This is a genomic window from Streptomyces sp. NPDC005303, from assembly GCF_040607335.1.
Lineage (GTDB): Bacteria > Actinomycetota > Actinomycetes > Streptomycetales > Streptomycetaceae > Streptomyces.
The window spans coordinates 35003-53056 of record NZ_JBEXGM010000045.1 but is presented as its reverse complement, the minus strand read 5'-3'; the positions used below and the strand labels follow the sequence as shown (position 1 = coordinate 53056).

At 72.4% G+C, this 18054-nt stretch carries 17 protein-coding genes, 1 rRNA gene and 1 pseudogene; 15 read left to right on the top strand and 4 right to left on the bottom strand.

Annotation, left to right across the window (positions count from 1 at the left end; translation table 11 throughout):
- The 4 genes from rrf to ABZT93_RS36970 form a co-directional block, all read left to right on the top strand.
- A 5S ribosomal RNA gene (gene rrf, locus ABZT93_RS36985) occupies positions 1–92 on the top strand; the annotation flags it as partial.
- A 156-nt stretch (positions 93–248) separates the two neighbouring features.
- Complete coding sequence (locus ABZT93_RS36980; RefSeq protein WP_356112929.1) at positions 249–641, top strand: hypothetical protein; 393 nt, start codon at positions 249–251, stop codon at positions 639–641.
- Between the two features lie 66 nt (positions 642–707).
- A complete protein-coding gene (locus tag ABZT93_RS36975) occupies positions 708–1124 on the top strand; it encodes a hypothetical protein (protein ID WP_356112928.1) in 417 nt (138 codons plus the stop codon).
- Positions 1125–1516: 392 nt separating this feature from the next.
- On the top strand, positions 1517–2311 hold the full coding sequence (locus ABZT93_RS36970) for a hypothetical protein (RefSeq protein ID WP_356112926.1): 795 nt from the start codon (positions 1517–1519) through the stop codon (positions 2309–2311).
- A 57-nt stretch (positions 2312–2368) separates the two neighbouring features.
- Here ABZT93_RS36970 and ABZT93_RS36965 read toward each other — a convergent pair whose 3' ends face one another.
- Positions 2369–3661: a DUF1015 domain-containing protein gene (locus tag ABZT93_RS36965; protein ID WP_356112919.1), complete on the bottom strand. Its 1293-nt coding sequence runs from the start codon at positions 3659–3661 to the stop codon at positions 2369–2371.
- A 72-nt stretch (positions 3662–3733) separates the two neighbouring features.
- Between ABZT93_RS36965 and ABZT93_RS36960 the strand changes: the two genes are divergently transcribed.
- The 4 genes from ABZT93_RS36960 to ABZT93_RS36945 all read left to right on the top strand — a co-directional run bounded on the left by ABZT93_RS36960 (position 3734) and on the right by ABZT93_RS36945 (position 7771).
- Positions 3734–4762, top strand: a complete 1029-nt coding sequence (locus ABZT93_RS36960; protein ID WP_356112917.1) for an HAD hydrolase-like protein — start codon at positions 3734–3736, stop codon at positions 4760–4762.
- An 89-nt stretch (positions 4763–4851) separates the two neighbouring features.
- Positions 4852–5895: an iron chelate uptake ABC transporter family permease subunit gene (locus ABZT93_RS36955; RefSeq protein ID WP_356112916.1), complete on the top strand. Its 1044-nt coding sequence runs from the start codon at positions 4852–4854 to the stop codon at positions 5893–5895.
- Positions 5892–6929 (top strand): iron chelate uptake ABC transporter family permease subunit, encoded by a 1038-nt coding sequence (locus ABZT93_RS36950; RefSeq protein WP_356112914.1) that lies wholly within the window; start codon positions 5892–5894, stop codon positions 6927–6929. The genes ABZT93_RS36955 and ABZT93_RS36950 overlap by 4 nt, the downstream gene beginning before the upstream one ends.
- The gene (locus ABZT93_RS36945; RefSeq protein WP_356112912.1) at positions 6926–7771 is read left to right on the top strand and encodes an ABC transporter ATP-binding protein; all 846 of its coding nucleotides are present in this window, start codon (positions 6926–6928) and stop codon (positions 7769–7771) included. The genes ABZT93_RS36950 and ABZT93_RS36945 overlap by 4 nt, the downstream gene beginning before the upstream one ends.
- Here ABZT93_RS36945 and ABZT93_RS36940 read toward each other — a convergent pair.
- Positions 7755–8102, bottom strand: a complete 348-nt coding sequence (locus ABZT93_RS36940; RefSeq protein ID WP_356112910.1) for an SCP2 sterol-binding domain-containing protein — start codon at positions 8100–8102, stop codon at positions 7755–7757. The genes ABZT93_RS36945 and ABZT93_RS36940 overlap by 17 nt on opposite strands.
- A gap of 42 nt (positions 8103–8144) precedes the next feature.
- On the opposite strand from ABZT93_RS36940, the gene ABZT93_RS36935 reads away from it, so the two are divergent.
- From ABZT93_RS36935 to ABZT93_RS36910, 6 genes and pseudogenes are all read left to right on the top strand, one after another.
- Entirely contained in the window at positions 8145–8447 is a 303-nt protein-coding gene (locus tag ABZT93_RS36935) for a hypothetical protein (protein WP_356112909.1), read from the top strand.
- 7 nt (positions 8448–8454) lie between these two features.
- Positions 8455–9270, top strand: a complete 816-nt coding sequence (locus ABZT93_RS36930) for a TlyA family RNA methyltransferase (protein ID WP_356112908.1) — start codon at positions 8455–8457, stop codon at positions 9268–9270.
- Entirely contained in the window at positions 9267–10172 is a 906-nt protein-coding gene (locus ABZT93_RS36925) for an NAD kinase (protein WP_356019676.1), read from the top strand. The genes ABZT93_RS36930 and ABZT93_RS36925 overlap by 4 nt, the downstream gene beginning before the upstream one ends.
- Positions 10173–10358: 186 nt before the next feature.
- Positions 10359–12077, top strand: coding sequence for a DNA repair protein RecN (gene recN / locus ABZT93_RS36920; protein ID WP_356112924.1), 1719 nt, complete (start codon positions 10359–10361; stop codon positions 12075–12077).
- Between the two features lie 28 nt (positions 12078–12105).
- Positions 12106–12569, top strand: a pseudogene (locus tag ABZT93_RS36915) (hypothetical protein); the annotation flags it as partial.
- A gap of 273 nt (positions 12570–12842) precedes the next feature.
- Positions 12843–13979, top strand: a complete 1137-nt coding sequence (locus ABZT93_RS36910; protein WP_356112906.1) for a glycosyltransferase family 4 protein — start codon at positions 12843–12845, stop codon at positions 13977–13979.
- On the opposite strand, the gene ABZT93_RS36905 is transcribed toward ABZT93_RS36910, so the two are convergent.
- Entirely contained in the window at positions 13976–15607 is a 1632-nt protein-coding gene (locus ABZT93_RS36905) for a PucR family transcriptional regulator ligand-binding domain-containing protein (protein WP_356112904.1), read from the bottom strand. The genes ABZT93_RS36910 and ABZT93_RS36905 overlap by 4 nt on opposite strands.
- 55 nt (positions 15608–15662) lie before the next feature.
- On the opposite strand from ABZT93_RS36905, the gene ABZT93_RS36900 reads away from it, so the two are divergent.
- Positions 15663–16619 carry an LLM class F420-dependent oxidoreductase gene (locus tag ABZT93_RS36900; protein ID WP_356112902.1) on the top strand — a complete coding sequence of 319 codons (957 nt, stop codon included), beginning with the start codon at positions 15663–15665 and terminating at the stop codon, positions 16617–16619.
- Here ABZT93_RS36900 and ABZT93_RS36895 read toward each other — a convergent pair.
- Positions 16606–17988: an FAD-binding oxidoreductase gene (locus ABZT93_RS36895; RefSeq protein WP_356112900.1), complete on the bottom strand. Its 1383-nt coding sequence runs from the start codon at positions 17986–17988 to the stop codon at positions 16606–16608. The two genes, ABZT93_RS36900 and ABZT93_RS36895, sit on opposite strands and share 14 nt — an antisense overlap.
- Positions 17989–18054 lie beyond the last annotated feature (66 nt).

Here is an 18054-nt window from a genome sequence, read left to right as displayed (position 1 = left end):
CGCCCGGTTACATTTCGAACCCGGAAGCTAAGCCTTACAGCGCCGATGGTACTGCAGGGGGGACCCTGTGGGAGAGTAGGACACCGCCGAACAATATTTGGAGGACCCCTGGTCCCAGCGTTCAGCTGGGACCAGGGGTCCTTTTGTTTTTAGAATGCTTGCAGTGCCGAAGACAGGAGTCACCATGTCCACCAACTCTCCCGACGACCGACCGGAGCGCGATCAGCAACGACGGGACAGTGGTGACCGTGGCGATCGAGGCTACCGGGGGGACCGCGGCGGCTTCCGTCGCGACAACGACCGCGGTGGGAACGACCGTGGCGGCAATGACCGTGGTGGCAATCGCGGTGGTGGTTACGCACGCAGCGACGACCGCGGCGGCTTCCGCCGTGATGACAACCGCGGTGGCGGCGGTGACCGTGGTGGCTTCCGGCGTGATGATCGTGGTGGTGACAACCGTGGTGGGGATCGTGGGGCGCGTCCTCCGTTCCGTCGTGATGACCGGCCGGCTGGGCCTCGCCGCGACGACCGTGACCGTGGTTTCCGGCGTGACGGTGACCGGCCTGCCTTCCGCCGTGACGACCGTGACGACCGCGGCGGCAACCGTGACGACCGTGGCGGCAACCGTGGCGAGCGCGTAGAGCGTCGCGACGACCGTGGCGGCTTCCGCCGGGACGACAACCGCGGCAGCAGCTACGCGCCGCGCCGTGACGACCGTCGCGATGACCGCCGTGATGACCGGCGCAGCGACGACCGCGGTGACCGCGGTGGCTTCCGCCGCGACGACAACCGCAGCGGTGGTGGCGATCGTGGTGGCTTCCGCCGCGACGACCGCGGTGACAACCGTGGTGGGGATCGCGGTGGCTTCCGCCGTGATGACAACCGCGGTGGCGGCGGTGACCGTGGTGGCTTCCGGCGTGATGATCGTGGTGGTGACAACCGTGGTGGGGATCGTGGGGCGCGTCCTCCGTTCCGTCGTGATGACCGGCCGGCTGGGCCTCGCCGCGACGACCGTGACCGTGGTTTCCGGCGTGACGGTGACCGGCCTGCCTTCCGCCGTGACGACCGTGACGACCGCGGCGGCAACCGTGACGACCGTGGCGGCAACCGTGGCGAGCGCGTAGAGCGTCGCGACGACCGTGGCGGCTTCCGCCGGGACGACAACCGCGGCAGCAGCTACGCGCCGCGCCGTGACGACCGTCGCGATGACCGCCGTGATGACCGGCGCAGCGACGACCGCGGTGACCGCGGTGGCTTCCGCCGCGACGACAACCGCAGCGGTGGTGGCGATCGTGGTGGCTTCCGCCGCGACGACCGCGGTGACAACCGTGGTGGGGATCGCGGTGGCTTCCGCCGTGACGATCGTGGTGGAAGCGGTGGGCCCCGTCGTGACGACCGTGGCGGGCGGCCCGGTGGGTTCCGTGGGCGGGACGACCGGCGCGGTGGTGACGACCGGCGTGGCGGCGCCGGGCGCTTCCGTGACGAGCGGGACCGCGATCGTGAGCCGATCAAGCGGCTGCCGATCCCCGAGGACGTCACGGGCGAGGAGATCGACAAGGACGTACGGCAGGAGCTGCAGAGCCTGCCGAAGGGGCTCGCGGAGGATGTCGCGAAGAACCTGGTGATGGTTGCCCGGCTCATCGACGAGGACCCCGAGGGCGCGTACGGCTACTCCAAGGTGGCCCTGCGGCTCGCGTCGCGCGTCGCCGCCGTACGGGAGGCGGCCGGGTTCGCGGCGTACGCCAACCAGAAGTACAGCGAGGCGCTCGCCGAGTTCCGGGCCGCGCGGCGGATGACCGGGAACGTGGAGCTGTGGCCCGTCATGGCCGACTGCGAGCGGGGGCTCGGGCGGCCGGAGAAGGCGCTGGACATGGCCGGGGCGCCCGAGGTGCACAAGCTCGACAAGGCCGGGCAGGTGGAGATGCGACTCGTCGCCGCCGGTGCCCGGCGTGACATCGGGCAGCTGGACGCGGCGATCGTGACGCTGCAGAGCCCCGAGCTGGCCTCCAACTCGGTGCAGCCGTGGACCGCGCGACTGCGGTACGCGTACGCCGACGCACTGCTCGCGGCCGGTCGGGAGGACGAGGCGCGGGAGTGGTTCGCCAAGGCCGTGGAGTCCGACAAGGACGGCAGCACCGACGCCTCTGACCGGCTCGCCGAGCTGGACGGGGTCGAGTTCGTCGATGCCTTCGCCGACGAGGAGGACGAGGGTGACGGCGAGGCCGCGACAGCCGAGGCGGTCGTGGAAGAAGAGGACGACGAGGACGACGAGGACGACGAGGACGTTGAGGAAGACGACCTCAAGGACTGACCTGCGTCGTCGGTGAACCAAGGGGGCGGGATCCCGGGATCCCGCCCCCTTGGTGCGTCATACGTCCAGTGCGCGCAGCACCAGGCCCGACGCCGGTTTCGGGCCGAACGACGTCGACTTGCGGGGCATTGTGACGCCCTGGCGGGCGAGTTCGCGGACGACGTCCTCGCGGACCGGGTGCATCAGGACCGCCGTACCGCCGTCGCGTTCCGCCTTCTCGACCGTGGCGGCCGTGTCGTGGATGTAGGCGATGCGGGCGGGGTCGTCCTCGGGGATGTGCCAGACGTGGGCGAGGAGTGTCGCGTGCAGGACCGTGGCGTCGAGGGTGCGCCAGGCGGCGGGGCGGTCCGCCGGGACCGTGCGGGACAGGAGGTCCGGGTCGGGTCGGTCCACGAGGTGGAAGGCGCCGTCGTCGGCGAGGAGGAAGGCGTTGCCCGCGCAGGCCGCGTCGGCGAGGACGTCCAGGGCCTCGGCGAGGGGCACGTCCAGGTGTCGTACGCGGAAGAGGCCGTCGAGGAGGGCCAGGGACCGGGACACCGGGACGTCGTGCAGGAGGCGGTGGATGGCGCGGACGCGGAGGGGGTAGCGGGCCGTGTCGACGAGCAGGACCAGGCCGTGGTCCCAGGGACTGGGGGACGGGTGCTCCGCGCGTAGACGGCGGTAGGTCGCCCAGCGATGGTGGCCGTCGGCGATGAGGGCCTGGTGCCGGGTCAGGTCCGACTGGATGCGCGCCACTTCGGCGGGGTCGGTGATCGACCACAGGCGGTGCCTGTAGCCGTCCTCGGTGGTGGTGGCGAGGAGCGGGGGCTGCTCCGCCGTGTGTTCGATCGCGGTCGTCGTGACGGACTCCGAGCCGTTGCCGCGGTAGGTGAGGAGCAGGGGTTCCAGGTTCGCGGAGGTGGCGCGCATGAGGGCCGCTCGGTCGGCGACGACGTGCGGCATGACGTCCTCGTGGGGCAGGACCACGCCCTCGGACGGCTCCGACAGGCGCAGGGTGCCGATGATTCCGCGCTGGAGCAGGCCGGTGCCGTCCTGCTGTTCGTAGACGTACAGGCCGGGCTCGGGATCGGCGGCCAGGATGCCCTCGGAGAGCCAGCCGCGCAGGGTGCGGGCCGCCTGTTCGTTGCGTTCGGCCGGTGTCGTCGCCTGCGGGAGGATCAGCCGGACGATGTTGTACGGGTCGTTGGACTGGAGCTGGTGCAGGCCGTCGGGACGGACCACGACGTCGTACGGCGGTGATGTCACGGCGGCCAGGCTGCCGACCCGGTCGGGGTTGTAGCGCAGGCCTCGGAACGGGGTGAGTTCCAGGCCTCGGCGCGCCGTTGCTTCCGGGTGACCTGCTGTGTTCATCCCGGCATCGTACGGGTGTCAGTGGCATGGGGGATGATCGGGGGAAAGCCGTCGAACGAGGAGCGATGCGGAATGAGCCAGCGCGCAAGGACGAGGCCCGAGGGCAGTGAGCAGGCCCTGAGCGAGGCGTACGACACCGCGCTGCTCGACCTCGACGGGGTGGTGTACGCGGGCGGGAACGCGATCGCGCACGCCGTCGACTCGCTCGCCACCGCGCGCGAGGGTGGGATGCATCTCGCCTATGTCACCAACAACGCCCTGCGCACGCCCGACGCCGTGGCCGAGCATCTCACCGAGCTGGGCATTCCGACGGGGCCCGATGACGTCATCACCTCCGCCCAGGCGGTCGCGCGGCTGATCAGCGAGCAGGTGCCGGCCGGTTCCCGGGTCCTTGTCATCGGTGGTGAGGGGCTGCGGGTGGCTCTGCGCGAGCGGGGGCTCGAGCCCGTGGAGTCGGCCGATGACGATCCGGCTGCGGTCGTGCAGGGATTCGGCGGGCCGGATCTGCCCTGGGGGCGGTTCGCCGAGGCCAGTTACGCCGTCGCGCGCGGGGTGCCCTGGTTCGCGTCCAACACCGACCTGACGATTCCGAGCGGGCGCGGGATCGCGCCGGGCAACGGGGCCGGGGTGGAGGTCGTGCGGATAGCGACCGGAGCGGATCCGCAGGTCGCGGGCAAGCCGCTGCCTCCCATGCACCGGGAGACCATCCTGCGGACCGGCGCCGAGCGGCCGTTGGTGGTCGGGGACCGCCTGGACACCGACATCGAGGGCGCGTTCAACGGCGAGGTGGACTCGCTGCTCGTGCTCACCGGCGTCACCGACGGCGCCCAGCTGCTGGCCGCGCCACCGCAGCACCGGCCGACCTATGTGGACGCGGATCTGCGGGGGATGCTCACCGGACAGCCCGAGGTCACCGAGGAGGGGGAGGGCTTCCGGCGCGGTGGCTGGACCGCGAAGGCCGGCAAGGAGCGGCTGGAACTCGACGGCGACGGCGAGGCCCTGGACGGGCTGCGGGCGCTGTGCGCGGCGGCCTGGACGGCGGCCGGGGAGGGTGTGTGCGAGCTGGACGCGGATAAGGCACTGGCCAGGCTGGGGCTGTGAGCCGCTGGGCCCGAAGAGCTTTCTGTGAGTCCGGGAGCGGCAGGACCTCGGGATCGTGACTCGTTGCCAGGGTAGGCTAACCTAACTGCGTGTTGGTCGACAGTCCTCCCGAACAGCGCGCGGAGACCGCCCCCGCGCCCCCAACCCGCCGGGCGATACGAGTCCTTGGGCTCCTGGTGTCCGTCGTGATCCTGGTGCTCGTCGCGACGGCGAGCATCGCGGTCGGGGCGAAAGGGCTGTCCGTGGACCAGGTCTGGCACGGACTGTTCCAGGACACGGGGACTTACGGCGACGTCGTGGTGGCCGACCGGCTGTCGCGGACCGTCCTCGGGCTGCTCGCCGGCGCCGCGCTCGGCCTGTCCGGGGCGGTGCTCCAGGCGCTCACCCGCAATCCGCTGGCCGACCCCGGGCTGCTCGGCATCAACGCCGGCGCGTCCGCCGCGGTCGTCACCGCGATCACCTTCTTCGGCGTCACCTCGCTGAGCGGCTATGTGTGGTTCGCCTTTCTCGGCGCGGCAGCGGTCGGCGCCCTGGTCTGGTTCCTCGGCGGCAGCCGGGGGGCCACCCCGGTGCGGCTCGCGCTGGCCGGTACGGCGATCAGCGCGGCCCTGTACGGCTATCTCCAGGCCGTGATGATCACCGACGACCAGGCGCTCAACAAGATGCGCTTCTGGACGGTCGGTTCGCTGTCCTCGGCGGACAACTCGACGATCCTGCAGGTGCTGCCGTTCCTCGCGATCGGCTCACTCCTCGCCCTCGCCCTGGCCCGCCCGCTCAACGCGATGGAGATGGGCGACGACACCGCCAAGGCCCTCGGCGCCAACCTCAACCGCACCCGGGCGCTGGCCATGCTCTCCGCGACCGTGCTGTGCGGGGCCGCGACCGCCGCGTGCGGTCCGATCGTGTTCGTCGGCCTGATGGTGCCGCACATCGTGCGCTCCTTCACCGGCCCCGACCTGCGCTGGATCCTGCCCTACGCGACCATCCTGTCGCCCGTGCTGCTGCTGGGCTCCGACGTCATCGGCCGGGTCGTGGCCCGGCCCGCGGAGCTCCAGGTCGGCATCGTCACCGCGATCATCGGCGGGCCGGTCTTCATCTTTCTCGTACGACGGCGAAGGACGGCGCAGCTGTGAGGACCAACCGTGCCATCAGGACGTCCGGGGGGTTCTCCGTCCGGCTGGATGTGAGGGCCACCGTCGCCGTCGCCCTGATTCTCCTCGCCGCGCTCACCGCGAGCGTGGTGCTGATCGGCACCGGCGACTTCCCGATCCCCGCTGGGGACGTGCTCAAGACGCTGCTCGGGAACGGTAACGCCGGGCAGGAGTTCATCGTCAACGAGCTGCGGCTTCCCAGGGTCCTCGTCGGCCTTCTCGTGGGTGCCTCGCTCGGGCTCGGGGGCGCGCTGTTCCAGGCCGTCTCCCGCAACCCGCTGGGCAGTCCGGACGTGCTCGGCCTCAGTCAGGGGGCCACGGCCGGGGCGCTCACGATGATCGTGCTGTTCTCCGGGAGCGCGACCCAGATCACCCTGGGCGCGCTCGTGGGCGGGCTCGTGACCGGGCTGGCCATCTATCTGCTCGCCTGGAAGCAGGGGGTGCACGGATACCGGCTGGTCCTGGTCGGCATCGGCGTCTCCGCGATCGTCACGGCGGTCAACGGCTACCTGCTGACCAGGTCCACGCTCACCGAGGCGGCCCAGGCCGTCGTGTGGATGACCGGCTCGCTCAGCGGCCGGGACTGGACGCAGGTGTGGCCGCTGCTGTGGCTGTGCGCCGTCCTCGTCCCGCTCGTCCTCGCCAACGGACGCGGCCTCAGGATGATGGAGATGGGCGACGACGTCTCCAACGCGCTTGGGGTACGCGTCGAGCGCGTACGGCTGCTGCTCCTGGTCGCCGCCGTCCTGCTCACCGCCGCCGCCACCGCGGCGGCCGGACCGGTCAGCTTCGTCGCGCTCACCGCCCCGCAGTTGGCCCGCCGCCTCACCCGCTCGCCCGGCCCCAACCTGCTGCCGTCCCTGTGCATGGGCGCCACCCTCCTGGTCACCGCCGACTGGGTCTCGCAGAAGGTCTTCGGCGCGGACCAACTGCCCGTCGGCGTGGTCACCGGAGTCCTCGGCGGCCTCTACCTGCTGTGGCTCCTGGTCACCGAGCGCAGGGCGGGCCGGATATGAACACCCCAAGGAGTACAAGGAGCACCGTGAACCGCCTGTCCGCCGACACCGTCACCCTCGCCTACGACCAGCGGGTCATCGCCGAGCAGCTGTCGGTGGAGATCCCCGACCACTCCTTCACGGTGATCGTCGGCCCGAACGCGTGCGGCAAGTCCACCCTCCTGCGGGCCCTCTCTCGCATGCTCAAGCCCAGTCAGGGCAAGGTGCTGCTCGACGGGCAGGTCATCCAGTCGATGCCGGCGAAGAAGGTCGCCCGCACCCTCGGCCTGCTGCCGCAGTCGTCGATCGCGCCCGACGGGATCACCGTCGCCGACCTGGTCGGCCGCGGCCGCTACCCGCACCAGGGCATCCTGCGCCAGTGGTCCGCCGAGGACGAGCGGGTCGTACAGGAGTCCATGCGGCAGACCGGGGTCGCGGAACTCGCCGAGCGGTACGTCGACGAGTTGTCCGGCGGTCAGCGGCAGCGGGTGTGGATCGCGATGGCGCTCGCCCAGCAGACGCCGCTGCTGCTCCTGGACGAGCCGACGACCTACCTCGACATCCAGCACCAGATCGACGTCCTGGACCTCTGCGCCGAACTGCACGAGGAGCAGGGCCGCACCCTGGTCGCCGTCCTGCACGACCTCAACCACGCGGCCCGGTACGCCACGCATCTCATCGCGCTCAAGAGCGGGAAGATCATCGCCGAGGGGTCCCCGAACGACATCGTCACGGCCGACCTGGTCGAGGAGGTCTTCGGGCTGCGCTGCCAGGTCATCGACGACCCGGAGACGGGGACCCCGCTGGTGGTGCCGGCCGCGCGCAAGGCACGCGCACGCGTGGTCGCTACAGAAGCTTCCTGAGCTGGAGCAGGTCGCGCAGACCCGCCTCCAGCTTCACCCGGCCCGAACCCCAGGCCTTGGCGAAGTTCAGCTCGCCGTTCACCAGTGCCACCAGGTCGTCGCCCGCCATGGTGAGTCTGATCTGGGCCTTCTCCTTCGGAGGGCCCTGGATGGTGTCCCGCACCACGATCCGGCCGCCCGTCATCCGGCCGACGAAGGTGACGTCGAGATCGGTGATACGGCAGCTCACCGAGCGGTCCATGGACGCCGCCGCGGCGGCATCCCCCTCGGCGTTGCCCATGTTGTCGGAGAGCTTCTCGAGTGCGGCGCGGCACTCCTCGATCGTGGCCATCGCGATCGACGGTACCTCAGCGGTTCGAGGTAGCGTCTGGGCATGAGCGACGCAGTTCCGGAGCCTTCACCAGAGGGCCCGGCCGAAACCGAGTACGATCCGGCCGGCCCCGCCCCTCTGAACGTGCCCCGCACCCCCACCGGCAACGCCGAGGTGGACGAGTGGCTGGAGCGGCTCGGCGATGCCGACCACCTCGCCACGGACGGACATATCGAGGTGTACGAGGATGTACACCGGGGGCTGCGCGACGCGCTCACCGCGCTGGACGCGCGCCCGGGACCTCCGGCGCCCTCACCGTCGTATGACCAGAGGGCGCCCTCACCCTCGTATGGCACTAGGAGCTGAACCGAACGTGGCAGGAGTCGCACGCCGTCGGCTGGACGCGGAGCTGGTCCGGCGGAAGCTCGCGCGCTCGCGTGAGCATGCCGGCCAGCTGATCGCTGCCGGGCGGGTCACCGTCGGCAAGACCGTCGCGACCAAGTCCGCCACCCAGGTGGAGACCGCGGCCGCGATCGTGGTGCAGAGCGACGACAGCGATCCCGACTACGTGTCCCGGGGCGGGCACAAGCTGGCGGGCGCGCTTCAGGTGTTCGTGCCGCAGGGGCTGGCGGTCGAGGGGCGGCGGGCGCTGGACGCCGGAGCCTCGACCGGCGGTTTCACCGATGTGCTGCTGCGGGCCGGGGTCGCGCACGTGGTCGCCGTCGACGTCGGCTACGGCCAACTCGCGTGGTCTCTCCAGAGCGATGAACGCGTCACCGTCAAGGACCGTACGAACGTACGCGAGTTGACGCTCGAAGCGATTGATGGGGAACCAGTGGATCTTGTCGTGGGGGACCTGTCCTTCATCCCGCTCGGACTGGTACTGCCCGCCCTGGTGCGGTGCGTGAAGCCGGACGCCGATCTGGTGATGATGGTGAAGCCGCAGTTCGAGGTGGGGAAGGAACGGCTGGGCAGCGGGGGAGTCGTACGGAGCACGCAGCTGCGGGCGGAGGCCGTGCGGGGAGTGGCCGAGAAGGCGGGGGAACTCGGGCTCGGGGTGAAGGGCGTCACGGCCAGTCCGTTGCCCGGGCCCTCGGGCAATGTCGAATACTTTCTGTGGCTGCGTGCCGGGGCGCCCGCCCTGGACCCGGCCGATGTCGACCGTGCAGTGGCGGAGGGGCCGCGTTGAGCCAGAACCGAGCTCGTACTGTTTTCCTGCTCGCCCACACCGGGCGGCCCGCGGCCATTCGCAGTGCCGAGCTGGTCGTGAAGGGGCTGCTGCGCTCCGACATCGGCGTGCGCGTCCTGGAGTACGAGGCTGCCGACCTGCCGCTGCCGCCCGAGGTGCAGCTCGTCAAGGAGGCGACTCCGCAGTGCCTCGAAGGGTGCGAGCTGCTCATCGTGCTCGGCGGTGACGGGACGCTGCTGCGCGGCGCCGAGTTCGCCCGCGCGTCCGGGGTGCCGATGCTGGGCGTCAACCTGGGCAGTGTCGGCTTCCTGGCGGAGGCCGAGCGGGACGATCTCGACAAGGTCGTCGACCGGGTGGTGACCAAGTCGTACGAGGTCGAGGAGCGAATGACCGTCGATGTCGTCGTTCACCGGAACGGGGACATCGTCCACACGGACTGGGCCCTGAACGAGGCGGCCGTGCAGAAGGCGGGCGCCGAGAAGCTCCTCGAGGTCGTACTGGAGATCGACGGGCGGCCGGTGACGGGGTTCGGGTGTGACGGGATCGTGCTGTCCACGCCCACCGGGTCCACGGCGTACGCCTTCTCGGCGGGTGGGCCGGTGGTCTGGCCCGAGGTGGAGGCGCTGTTGATGGTACCGATCTCGGCGCACGCGCTGTTCGCGAAGCCGTTGGTGACCTCGCCGAACTCCGTGTTGGCGGTGGAGTTGTTGCCGCACATCCCGCCGGGGGTGCTGTGGTGTGACGGGCGGCGGACCTTTGAGCTGCCGCCGGGGGCGCGGGTGGAGGTGCGGCGGGGGGCTGTGCCGGTGCGGCTGGCTCGGCTGCATCATGCGTCGTTCACGGATCGGCTTGTGGCGAAGTTCGCGTTGCCGGTTTCCGGGTGGCGGGGGGCGCCTCACTAGCGCTCTGTCAGGGGTGGTTCGGGAAGTTGCGCGACCACCGGCCGTCAGTGGCTGATCGCGCCCGCGCGGCGGAGCCGCACATCGATACAGCCCCGCGCCCCCAAAGGCCTGACACTCGCCCGAGTGACAAGGGCACCTCGCACTCGCCCGCCCCGACCTCGTAAGGTCTTCACCGTGCTGGAAGAGATGCGGATACGGTCGCTCGGAGTCATCGATGACGCTGTCGTCGAGCTGTCGCCCGGGTTCACCGCTGTCACCGGTGAGACGGGTGCGGGCAAGACCATGGTGGTCACCAGCCTGGGGCTGTTGCTCGGTGGGCGGGCGGACGCGGCGCTCGTGCGGATCGGGGCCGAGAAGGCGGTCGTGGAGGGGCGGATCACCGTGTCCGCCGGCGACTCCGTCGTCGTACGGGCCGAGGAAGCGGGGGCGGAGCTCGACGACGGGGCGCTGTTGATCAGCCGTACCGTTTCCGCCGAAGGGCGGTCCCGGGCGCATCTGGGCGGGCGGTCCGTGCCGGTCGGGGTGCTCGCCGAGCTGGCCGACGAGCTGGTCGCCGTGCATGGGCAGACCGATCAGCAGGGGCTGCTCAAGCTGACCCGGCAGCGCCAGGCGCTCGACCGGTACGCGGGCGACGCCGTCGCCGTGCCGTTGGCCAAGTACACCGAGGCCTACCGGCGGCTGCGAGCCGTCTCCGTCGAGCTGGACGAGATCGTCACGCGCGCGCGTGAGCGGGCCCAGGAAGCCGACATGCTGCGGTACGGGCTCGACGAGATCGCCGGAGTGGAGCCGCGGGCCGGTGAGGACGTCGAGCTGGCGGAGGAGGCGGAGCGGCTCGGGCATGCCGAGGCCCTGTCCTCGGCCGCGACAGCCGCACACGCCGCCCTCGCGGGGAACCCCGAGGACCCGGAGGGCATCGACGCCGCGACGCTCGTGGCGGGCGCGCAGCGGGCTCTGGAGGCCGTACGGTCCTACGATCCCTCCCTGGCCGCGCTCGCCGACCGGATCGGGGAGATCGGGATCCTGTTGGGCGATGTCGCCGGGGAGCTCGCGGGGTACGCCGACGACCTGGACGCCGATCCGCTGCGGCTGTCGGCCGTCGAGGAGCGGCGGGCCGCGCTCACCGCGCTCACGCGGAAGTACGGCGAGGACGTGGCCGCTGTCCTGACCTGGGCCGAGCAGAGCGCCGGGCGGCTCACCGAGCTCGACGGCGACGACGAGCGGATCGACGAGCTGACCGCCGAGCGGGACGCGCTCAGGGCCGAACTGGGCGGACTCGCGCAGGCCTTGTCGGACGCGCGAACCGAGGCCGCGGACAGGTTTGCGGCGGCGGTGACGGCAGAGCTGGCTTCGCTCGCGATGCCCCACGCGCGCGTGTCCTTCGCCATCCGGCAGACCGAGGACCCGGACGGCGTGGAGGTCGGCGGGCGCGCGGTCGCGTACGGGCCGGCCGGTGTCGACGAGGTCGAGCTGCTGCTCGCCCCGCATCCGGGTGCCCCGCCGCGGCCCATCGCGAAGGGCGCGTCCGGTGGTGAGCTCTCGCGCGTGATGCTGGCCGTCGAGGTCGTCTTCGCCGGGACCGACCCGGTGCCGACGTACCTCTTCGACGAGGTCGACGCCGGGGTCGGCGGCAAGGCGGCGGTCGAGATCGGGCGGCGCCTCGCTCGGCTCGCGAAGACCGCGCAGGTCGTGGTGGTGACCCACCTGCCCCAGGTCGCGGCCTTCGCCGACCGGCAGTTGCTGGTCGAGAAGACCAACGACGGGTCCGTCACCCGGTCCGGTGTGAAGGTGCTGGAGGGTGAGGACCGGGTGCGGGAGCTGTCCCGGATGCTCGCCGGCCAGGAGGACTCGGAGACGGCCCGGGCGCACGCGGAGGAGTTGCTGGCCACGGCGCGGGCGGACGCGTGAGGGGTGCGTCGCTGGGCTCACCGCTGCCCTGACGCGCGCCGGTACGGCCGTCCTGCGCGCCAGGGCGCCGGGCGGCCGGGAGCGATGGGAGCGGACGAACTACGCCGGGCGGACGGTCGAGTTGTACACCGGGCCCGCGTCCGCCCTTGCGGCGGCCCTGGGGGCGGGGCGGATCCGGCCCGTCGCCGCAGTGGCCGTCGCCGTCATCGGGCTCTGCGGGGCGTACGACGACCTCGCGGGGGACCGTCGGCGGGGGTTCCGGGCGCATCTGGGTTGCCCTGCGGGACGGTGAAGTCACCAGCGGGGCCGTCAAGTTGTTCGGGATCTCGGCCACTGGGCTGCTCGCGGGGGCGCTCATGAAGGAGCGGGCCGTCGACTTTTGCCGGATGACCTCGGTGAGCGGGTGATGATCGGGGACGTGGGGGCGCATGCGCTGGGGCGGCCTTGGGAGCCGCTGTCGTCGCCGGGAACGGGCGGGTGGGGCTTCTCGCGCCCACGCGGCGGTAGCCGCGAATTCAGCACAGCCCCGCGCCCCTTCAGGTGCGGACACCTTCAGGTCCGACAAGGGGGCTCTCACTCTTGTGAGTGACCCCGACTCGCCGCACACGCCCTCCGCCGTTCTCCGCATGCACGGAACACCCGTGCGTCCTGGCATCCTTGGCAGAGAACCCATCACGCGTAGGAAGCGCGCGGTACACCCCCTCCGCTCGACACCTTCTGTACGTTTCCTCGTGACCGCCCGACCCGAACCAGGAGCCCGGCCACGTGACCCCCGTGAGCAGCCACTCACCGCACGGCCAGACGCCGCTGCGCACCGTGCAGGTGCTGGGCGGAGGCAATGCCGTCAGCAGCGCGCATGTGCGCTCCCTGACCTCGGGGCTCGTCGCGCGGGGCGTGCGGGTCACGGTGTGCGCCCCCGTCGAGGCGGATCGCTCCTACGGCTTCTCCGGGGCCGGTGCCGAACACGTGCACGTGCCGCGCAGCAGCGATCCGACCTCCGTGGCCGTGCTGCGGGCGGCGTGCGCGGACGCCGACCTGGTGCACGCGCACGGGCTGCATGCCTCGTTCCGCGCCGTGCTCGCGCTCAGCGGGCGACGGACCCCACTCGTCGTCACCTGGCACGACCGGGCGTATGCCGAGGGGGCGCGGGCCCACTTCGTGCGCCTTCTGGAACGCCGGGTCGTGAAGGCCGCTTCCGTGGTGCTCGGGTCGACTTCGGCGCTCGTGGACCGGGCCCGCAGGACCGGTGCCAGGGACGCACGGCTCGCCGCCGTGGCCCTGCCCGGGCCGCGCGGAGTCGTGGAACAGGAGGATCCCGACCGGCTGCGCCCCAAGGTGCGGGCCGAACTCGGGGCCATCGAACGGCCGTTGCTGATGGCGGTCGGCGCCCTGGAGCGGCACAAGGGTTTTGAGACGCTGCTGGACGCCACACGCGCGTGGCGCCTTCTCGACCCCGTGCCGCTGGTCGTCGTCGCGGGAGAGGGGCCGCTGCGGGCGGTCCTGCAGAGCCGTATCGAGGAAGAGGGGCTGCCGGTTCGGCTGGTCGGACGGCGCGACGACGTCTCCGAACTGCTCGCCGCCGCCGACCTCGTGCTCCTGCCCAGCCGTTGGGAGGCGCGCTCGGTGCTCGCCCAGGAGGCCCTCCACGCGCGCGTGCCGCTCGTCGCGACCGAGGTCGGCGGTATCCCCGAACTCGTCGGCGACGCGGCCGAACTCGTCCCCTACGGAGACCCGGAGGCCCTCGCCGAGGCCGTCGTCAGGCTGCTCGGCGATCCCGAGCGCCGGGACCTCTTGAGGGAACGGGGGGTTCGGCAGGCGGCCACCTGGCCCACGGAGGACGAGACCGTGGCGCAAGTGCTCAGCGTCTACGACGAGTTGACCCAGCCCCGACCGCTCATCTAGGGCACGTGCCGACGCGCCCGCAGCGCCAGGCTCAACGCCAGTACCGTCTGGGGATCGTCGAGGTCCGTGCCCAGCAACTCGCCGATGCGGGCGAGGCGGTTGTAGAGGGTCTGCCGGTTGAGGTGGAGTTCGCGGGCCGTCTCCGCCTTGCGGCCCGCGTGCGCCAGATAGGTCTCCAGGGTCGGCAGCAGTGGCGGCTTGGAGCGGTCGTCGTGGGCGCGCAGCGGGCCGATGGCGCGGTCCACGAAGGCGGCGAGGTCCGGGTGGTCGCGCAGCCGCCACAGCAGCAGGTCGATGTCGAGGCGGCGGGCGTCGTACCAGGGCCGGTCCGACAGGCCCTGCGCCGCCGTCGCCGTCTCCGCCGCGTGCCGCAGGCCCGCCGAGGCCGCCGCCCAGCCACCGGCGGCCGCGACCACCACGACCGGCGGCTGGACACCGGGCCGTCGCATCCCGGCCCGCTCCACACCCGCCCGCAGGGCCGCCGCGACCCGGTCCGCGACCGTCGGCCGCTCCGACTCCGAGCGCAGACCGAGCAGGACGAGCACGCGGCCCTCGACGGGCCGTACGCCCAGCAGGACGGGCACTCCGAGCGCGGCCAGCTCCTCGGAGACCGCCCGCGCCAGTACCGCCCAACCGCCGCCCGAGGAGCCGAGGTGCATGACCACGGGCAGCAGCGGGCCGCTGCCCGGCCGGAAGCCCAGCACGCGCGCCTGCGCGGGCGCGTCCTCGGCGGTGATGCGTCCCTCGGCGAGGTCGGTGAGGAAGTCGCCGCGACCGCGTGCCGCCAGCTCCTCCTCCTGGCGGGCCTGCATCAGGACGACGGCCAGGATGCCCGCCGCGCGTTCGGCCGCCATGCGGTGCACGGGGGCCAGTGGGGCCCGTACGGGAAGCAGGACCAGCCGGGCCCGTACCGAACCCGCGCCGGGGCCGCCCCCGGGGACGTCCACGAGAGCCGAGCCGGACGGCGGGGTGTCCTTGTGCTGCCCGCGCAGCCCCTCCCACACCTGGAGCGGGTCGGCGCCCTCGGGGCCCTCGCCGGCGGCGTACAGGAGCTGTCCGTCCGTCGTCTCCAGGAAGACCGGGTTGCCGCTGAAGCCGGCCAGGATGCCGAGGACCTGCGGGACACCGCCGCCGCCCAGCAGGGCCTCGGTACAGCGGCGGTGCACCTCCTCGGCCCGCTGGAGCAGCGCGTAGTGGCCGTTGACGATCTCGGTGTGGATCTCCTCGGTGACCGCCACGAACGGCACCTCGCGGTGCAGCTGGACGAGCGGAAGGCCGGTCGCGCGGGCCGTGTCGACGAGGGCGGCGGGCAGCCGGGTGAAGCGCGGGCCGAGTTCCACGACCAGGGCGGCGATCCCGCGCTCGGCCAGGGTGCGCACGAACGCGCGCTGGTCGGCCGGGCGGGTGCCGAGCCCGTAGCCGGTGGTCAGCAGCAGCTCCCCGCCCTTGAGCAGGGAGGCGATGTTCGGGACCTCGCCCGCGTGCACCCAGCGCACGGTCCGGGTGAGCCGGTCCGCGCCCGCGAGGATCTCCGGGAGCCCGCTGCGCAGACCGGGCAGCTCCAGCGCGCGCTGCACGGTGATCCCGGCGCCGTGGGTGTCGAAACCGCTGTTCGTGCCGCTGTCCATGAGCCGGACGCTACCCGAGGCGTGCCCGGTGCGGTCCCGGGGTAGCGGCCGGTGCATGGACTTCAGCGTGGTGGCCGCGGCACGGGAGGACGACAGCGCGATCGAGGAGCCGGTACGGGTGGCGGTGGCCGCCGACCGGCTCGGGTACCGGGAGGTGTGGGCGGGGGAGGGCCCGACGTGGGACTCCTTCGTCCTCGCCACCGCGATCGGCCGTGCCACCGAGCGGGTCGCGCTGACCGCGGGGCCGGTCCCGGTGTCGGTGCGCGACGCGTACACCTCGGCCCGGGGTGCCGCCTCGGTCGCGGCCCTCGTCGGCCGCCCGATCGGGGTGGCGCTGGGCACGTCCAGCAAGCGGGTTGTCGAGGGCGTGCACGACCGGCCCCGGGCACGGCCCGCCGCCGTACTGGAGGAGCAGGCGGCAGCCCTACGACGGCTCCTGCACACCTCTCCGGGCGAACCGGTCGTGCCCGGCAGCCCCTTCCGTCGCCGTCTGCCGCCGCCCGGCGGGCCCCTCACGGTGGCCGCGTTCGGGCCCCGCGCGATCGCCACGGCCGCCGCGCACGCCGACCGCATGCTGCTGGACGTGGTCTCCCCGGAGCAGGTGCGGGCCTTGCGCGCGGAGCTGGACGCGGCGGCCCGGGAGGCGGGCCGTACGCCGCCCTCGCTCGCCGCTTGGCTGCCCGCGGCCGTCGACCCCGACCCGCTCTCGCTCGCGCAGGTGCTGGGCAGCCTCGCCGGATACCTGACCGTGCCGGGCTACCGCGAGGTCTTCGCCGAGGCGGGCTTCGGGGACGCGGTGGAGCTCGCCGCGAGCGGGGCGGACCGGGAGACCCTGGTGCGGGCGCTGCCGGACGCGGCCGCGGGCACGGTGGGGCTGGTGGGCGACCTGGACGCCGTACGGGCACGTATCGACGCCTATGCCGAGGCCGGGCTCGACGAGATCGCTCTGGTACCGGCGACGGCGGGGGACCCGGGAGGCGAACGCACCCTGACGGCGCTCAGGCCGGCGTGATGTTGTGGTTGAAGCGGAACACATTGTCCGGGTCGTACCGGCCCTTCACCTCGGACAACCGCCGGGTGTTCTCGGTGCCGACACCGGCCACCACCCGGTCCGCGCCCTCGTCGCCGATGAAGTTGAGGTAGACCGCGCCGGTGCTCCACGGCTGGACCTCGGTGCGTACGTCCCGGACCCACTGGACGCAGCGCTCGTCGTCCGTCGGTTCCTCCCAGATCCCGAAGGGATGCACGACCCACTGCGCGTCCCGGTACGGCACCGGGAATTCGCGTGGCCCGTCGGCGATCGCCCCACCGAGCGGGAAGAGGACGTGCTGGGTGCCGGTCGGCACCGGCAGGGCGTCCGCGCGGGCGCAGAACGCGTCCACGAAGTCGTCCGGCGCGCCGGTGAGGTACTCCGCCGACCAGTAGTTCCGCATCCCGGGCGGATCGTCGATCATGCACTGGACATCGGCGTACGGCATCGCCCCGACGATCTCCGTCACGTGCGGCAGTGCCAGCAGCGGCTCGGCCGTCTTGCGCAGCTCCGCCTCCCCGCCGGCGTACGTCAGCAGAGCGCCGCACAGGAGGGTGCCGACCAGGTGCGGCGGTACGAACTCCTCGGGCGGCCCGGTGAAGTAGAGCACGCCGCCCGATGCCTCGTCCGGACCTGCCGCGATGACGTCGCGGAAGGTGCGCGTGACCTCGGGGCCGAACTCCGGGAGGTACAGCAGCAGGGCGATGGAGAATTCGGGCAGTTCGTGCAGCTTCAGCGTCAGCGCGGTCGCGATGCCGAAGTTGCCGCCGCCGCCGTGCAGGGCCCAGAACAGGTCCGGGTGCTCGTCGGCGCTCGCGTGGACGCGCTCGCCGTCCGCGGTGACCAGGTCGACGCCGAGCAAGTTGTCGACGGCCAGCCCGCACCAGCGGTCCAGCCAGCCGGAGCCGCCGCCCAGGACGAAGCCGCCGACCCCGGTGGTCGAGGCCCGGCCGCCGGTGGTGGCGAGGCCGTGCGGCTGGCAGGCGCGGTCCAGGTCGCTCATCGTGGCGCCACCCGCGACCCGGGCCGCCCGGTCCGCGGGATTGACGACGGCCGCGCGCATGTGGCGCAGATCGACGACCAGACCACCGTCGTTGACCGCCATGCCCGCCACGCTGTGCCCGCCGCCGCGCACCGCGATCGGCAGGTCCAGGTCACGGCCGAAGCGCACGGCCCGTGCGACGTCGTCCTCGTCCACGCACTGCGCGATCACCGCGGGCCTGCGGTCGATCATCGCGTTGAAGACGGTCCGGGCCTCGTCGTAGCCCGGATCGTCCGGGATGAACACGTCGCCGGTGAGATCCTCGCGCAGCGCGGCGAGAGCCGCGCCCGCCTTCGACGGGGAAGCCATGAGGCGCCCCCTTTCGTGCAGGGGCTGATGGGTCCCAGCCTAGGCGGGCAGCGGCCCGCGGTCCTG

Bases quoted from the DNA above. Each gene is read 5' to 3' on its own strand.
- ABZT93_RS36960 (WP_356112917.1), top strand. From the start codon at position 3,734: ATGAGCCAGCGCGCAAGGACGAGGCCCGAGGGCAGTGAGCAGGCCCTG.
- ABZT93_RS36895 (WP_356112900.1), bottom strand. From the start codon at position 17,988: ATGGCTTCCCCGTCGAAGGCGGGCGCGGCTCTCGCCGCGCTGCGCGAG.
- ABZT93_RS36900 (WP_356112902.1), top strand. From the start codon at position 15,663: ATGGACTTCAGCGTGGTGGCCGCGGCACGGGAGGACGACAGCGCGATC.
- recN (WP_356112924.1), top strand. From the start codon at position 10,359: ATGCGGATACGGTCGCTCGGAGTCATCGATGACGCTGTCGTCGAGCTG.
- ABZT93_RS36940 (WP_356112910.1), bottom strand. From the start codon at position 8,102: ATGGCCACGATCGAGGAGTGCCGCGCCGCACTCGAGAAGCTCTCCGAC.
- ABZT93_RS36945 (WP_356112912.1), top strand. From the start codon at position 6,926: ATGAACACCCCAAGGAGTACAAGGAGCACCGTGAACCGCCTGTCCGCC.
- ABZT93_RS36965 (WP_356112919.1), bottom strand. From the start codon at position 3,661: ATGAACACAGCAGGTCACCCGGAAGCAACGGCGCGCCGAGGCCTGGAA.
- ABZT93_RS36905 (WP_356112904.1), bottom strand. From the start codon at position 15,607: ATGGACAGCGGCACGAACAGCGGTTTCGACACCCACGGCGCCGGGATC.
- ABZT93_RS36935 (WP_356112909.1), top strand. From the start codon at position 8,145: ATGAGCGACGCAGTTCCGGAGCCTTCACCAGAGGGCCCGGCCGAAACC.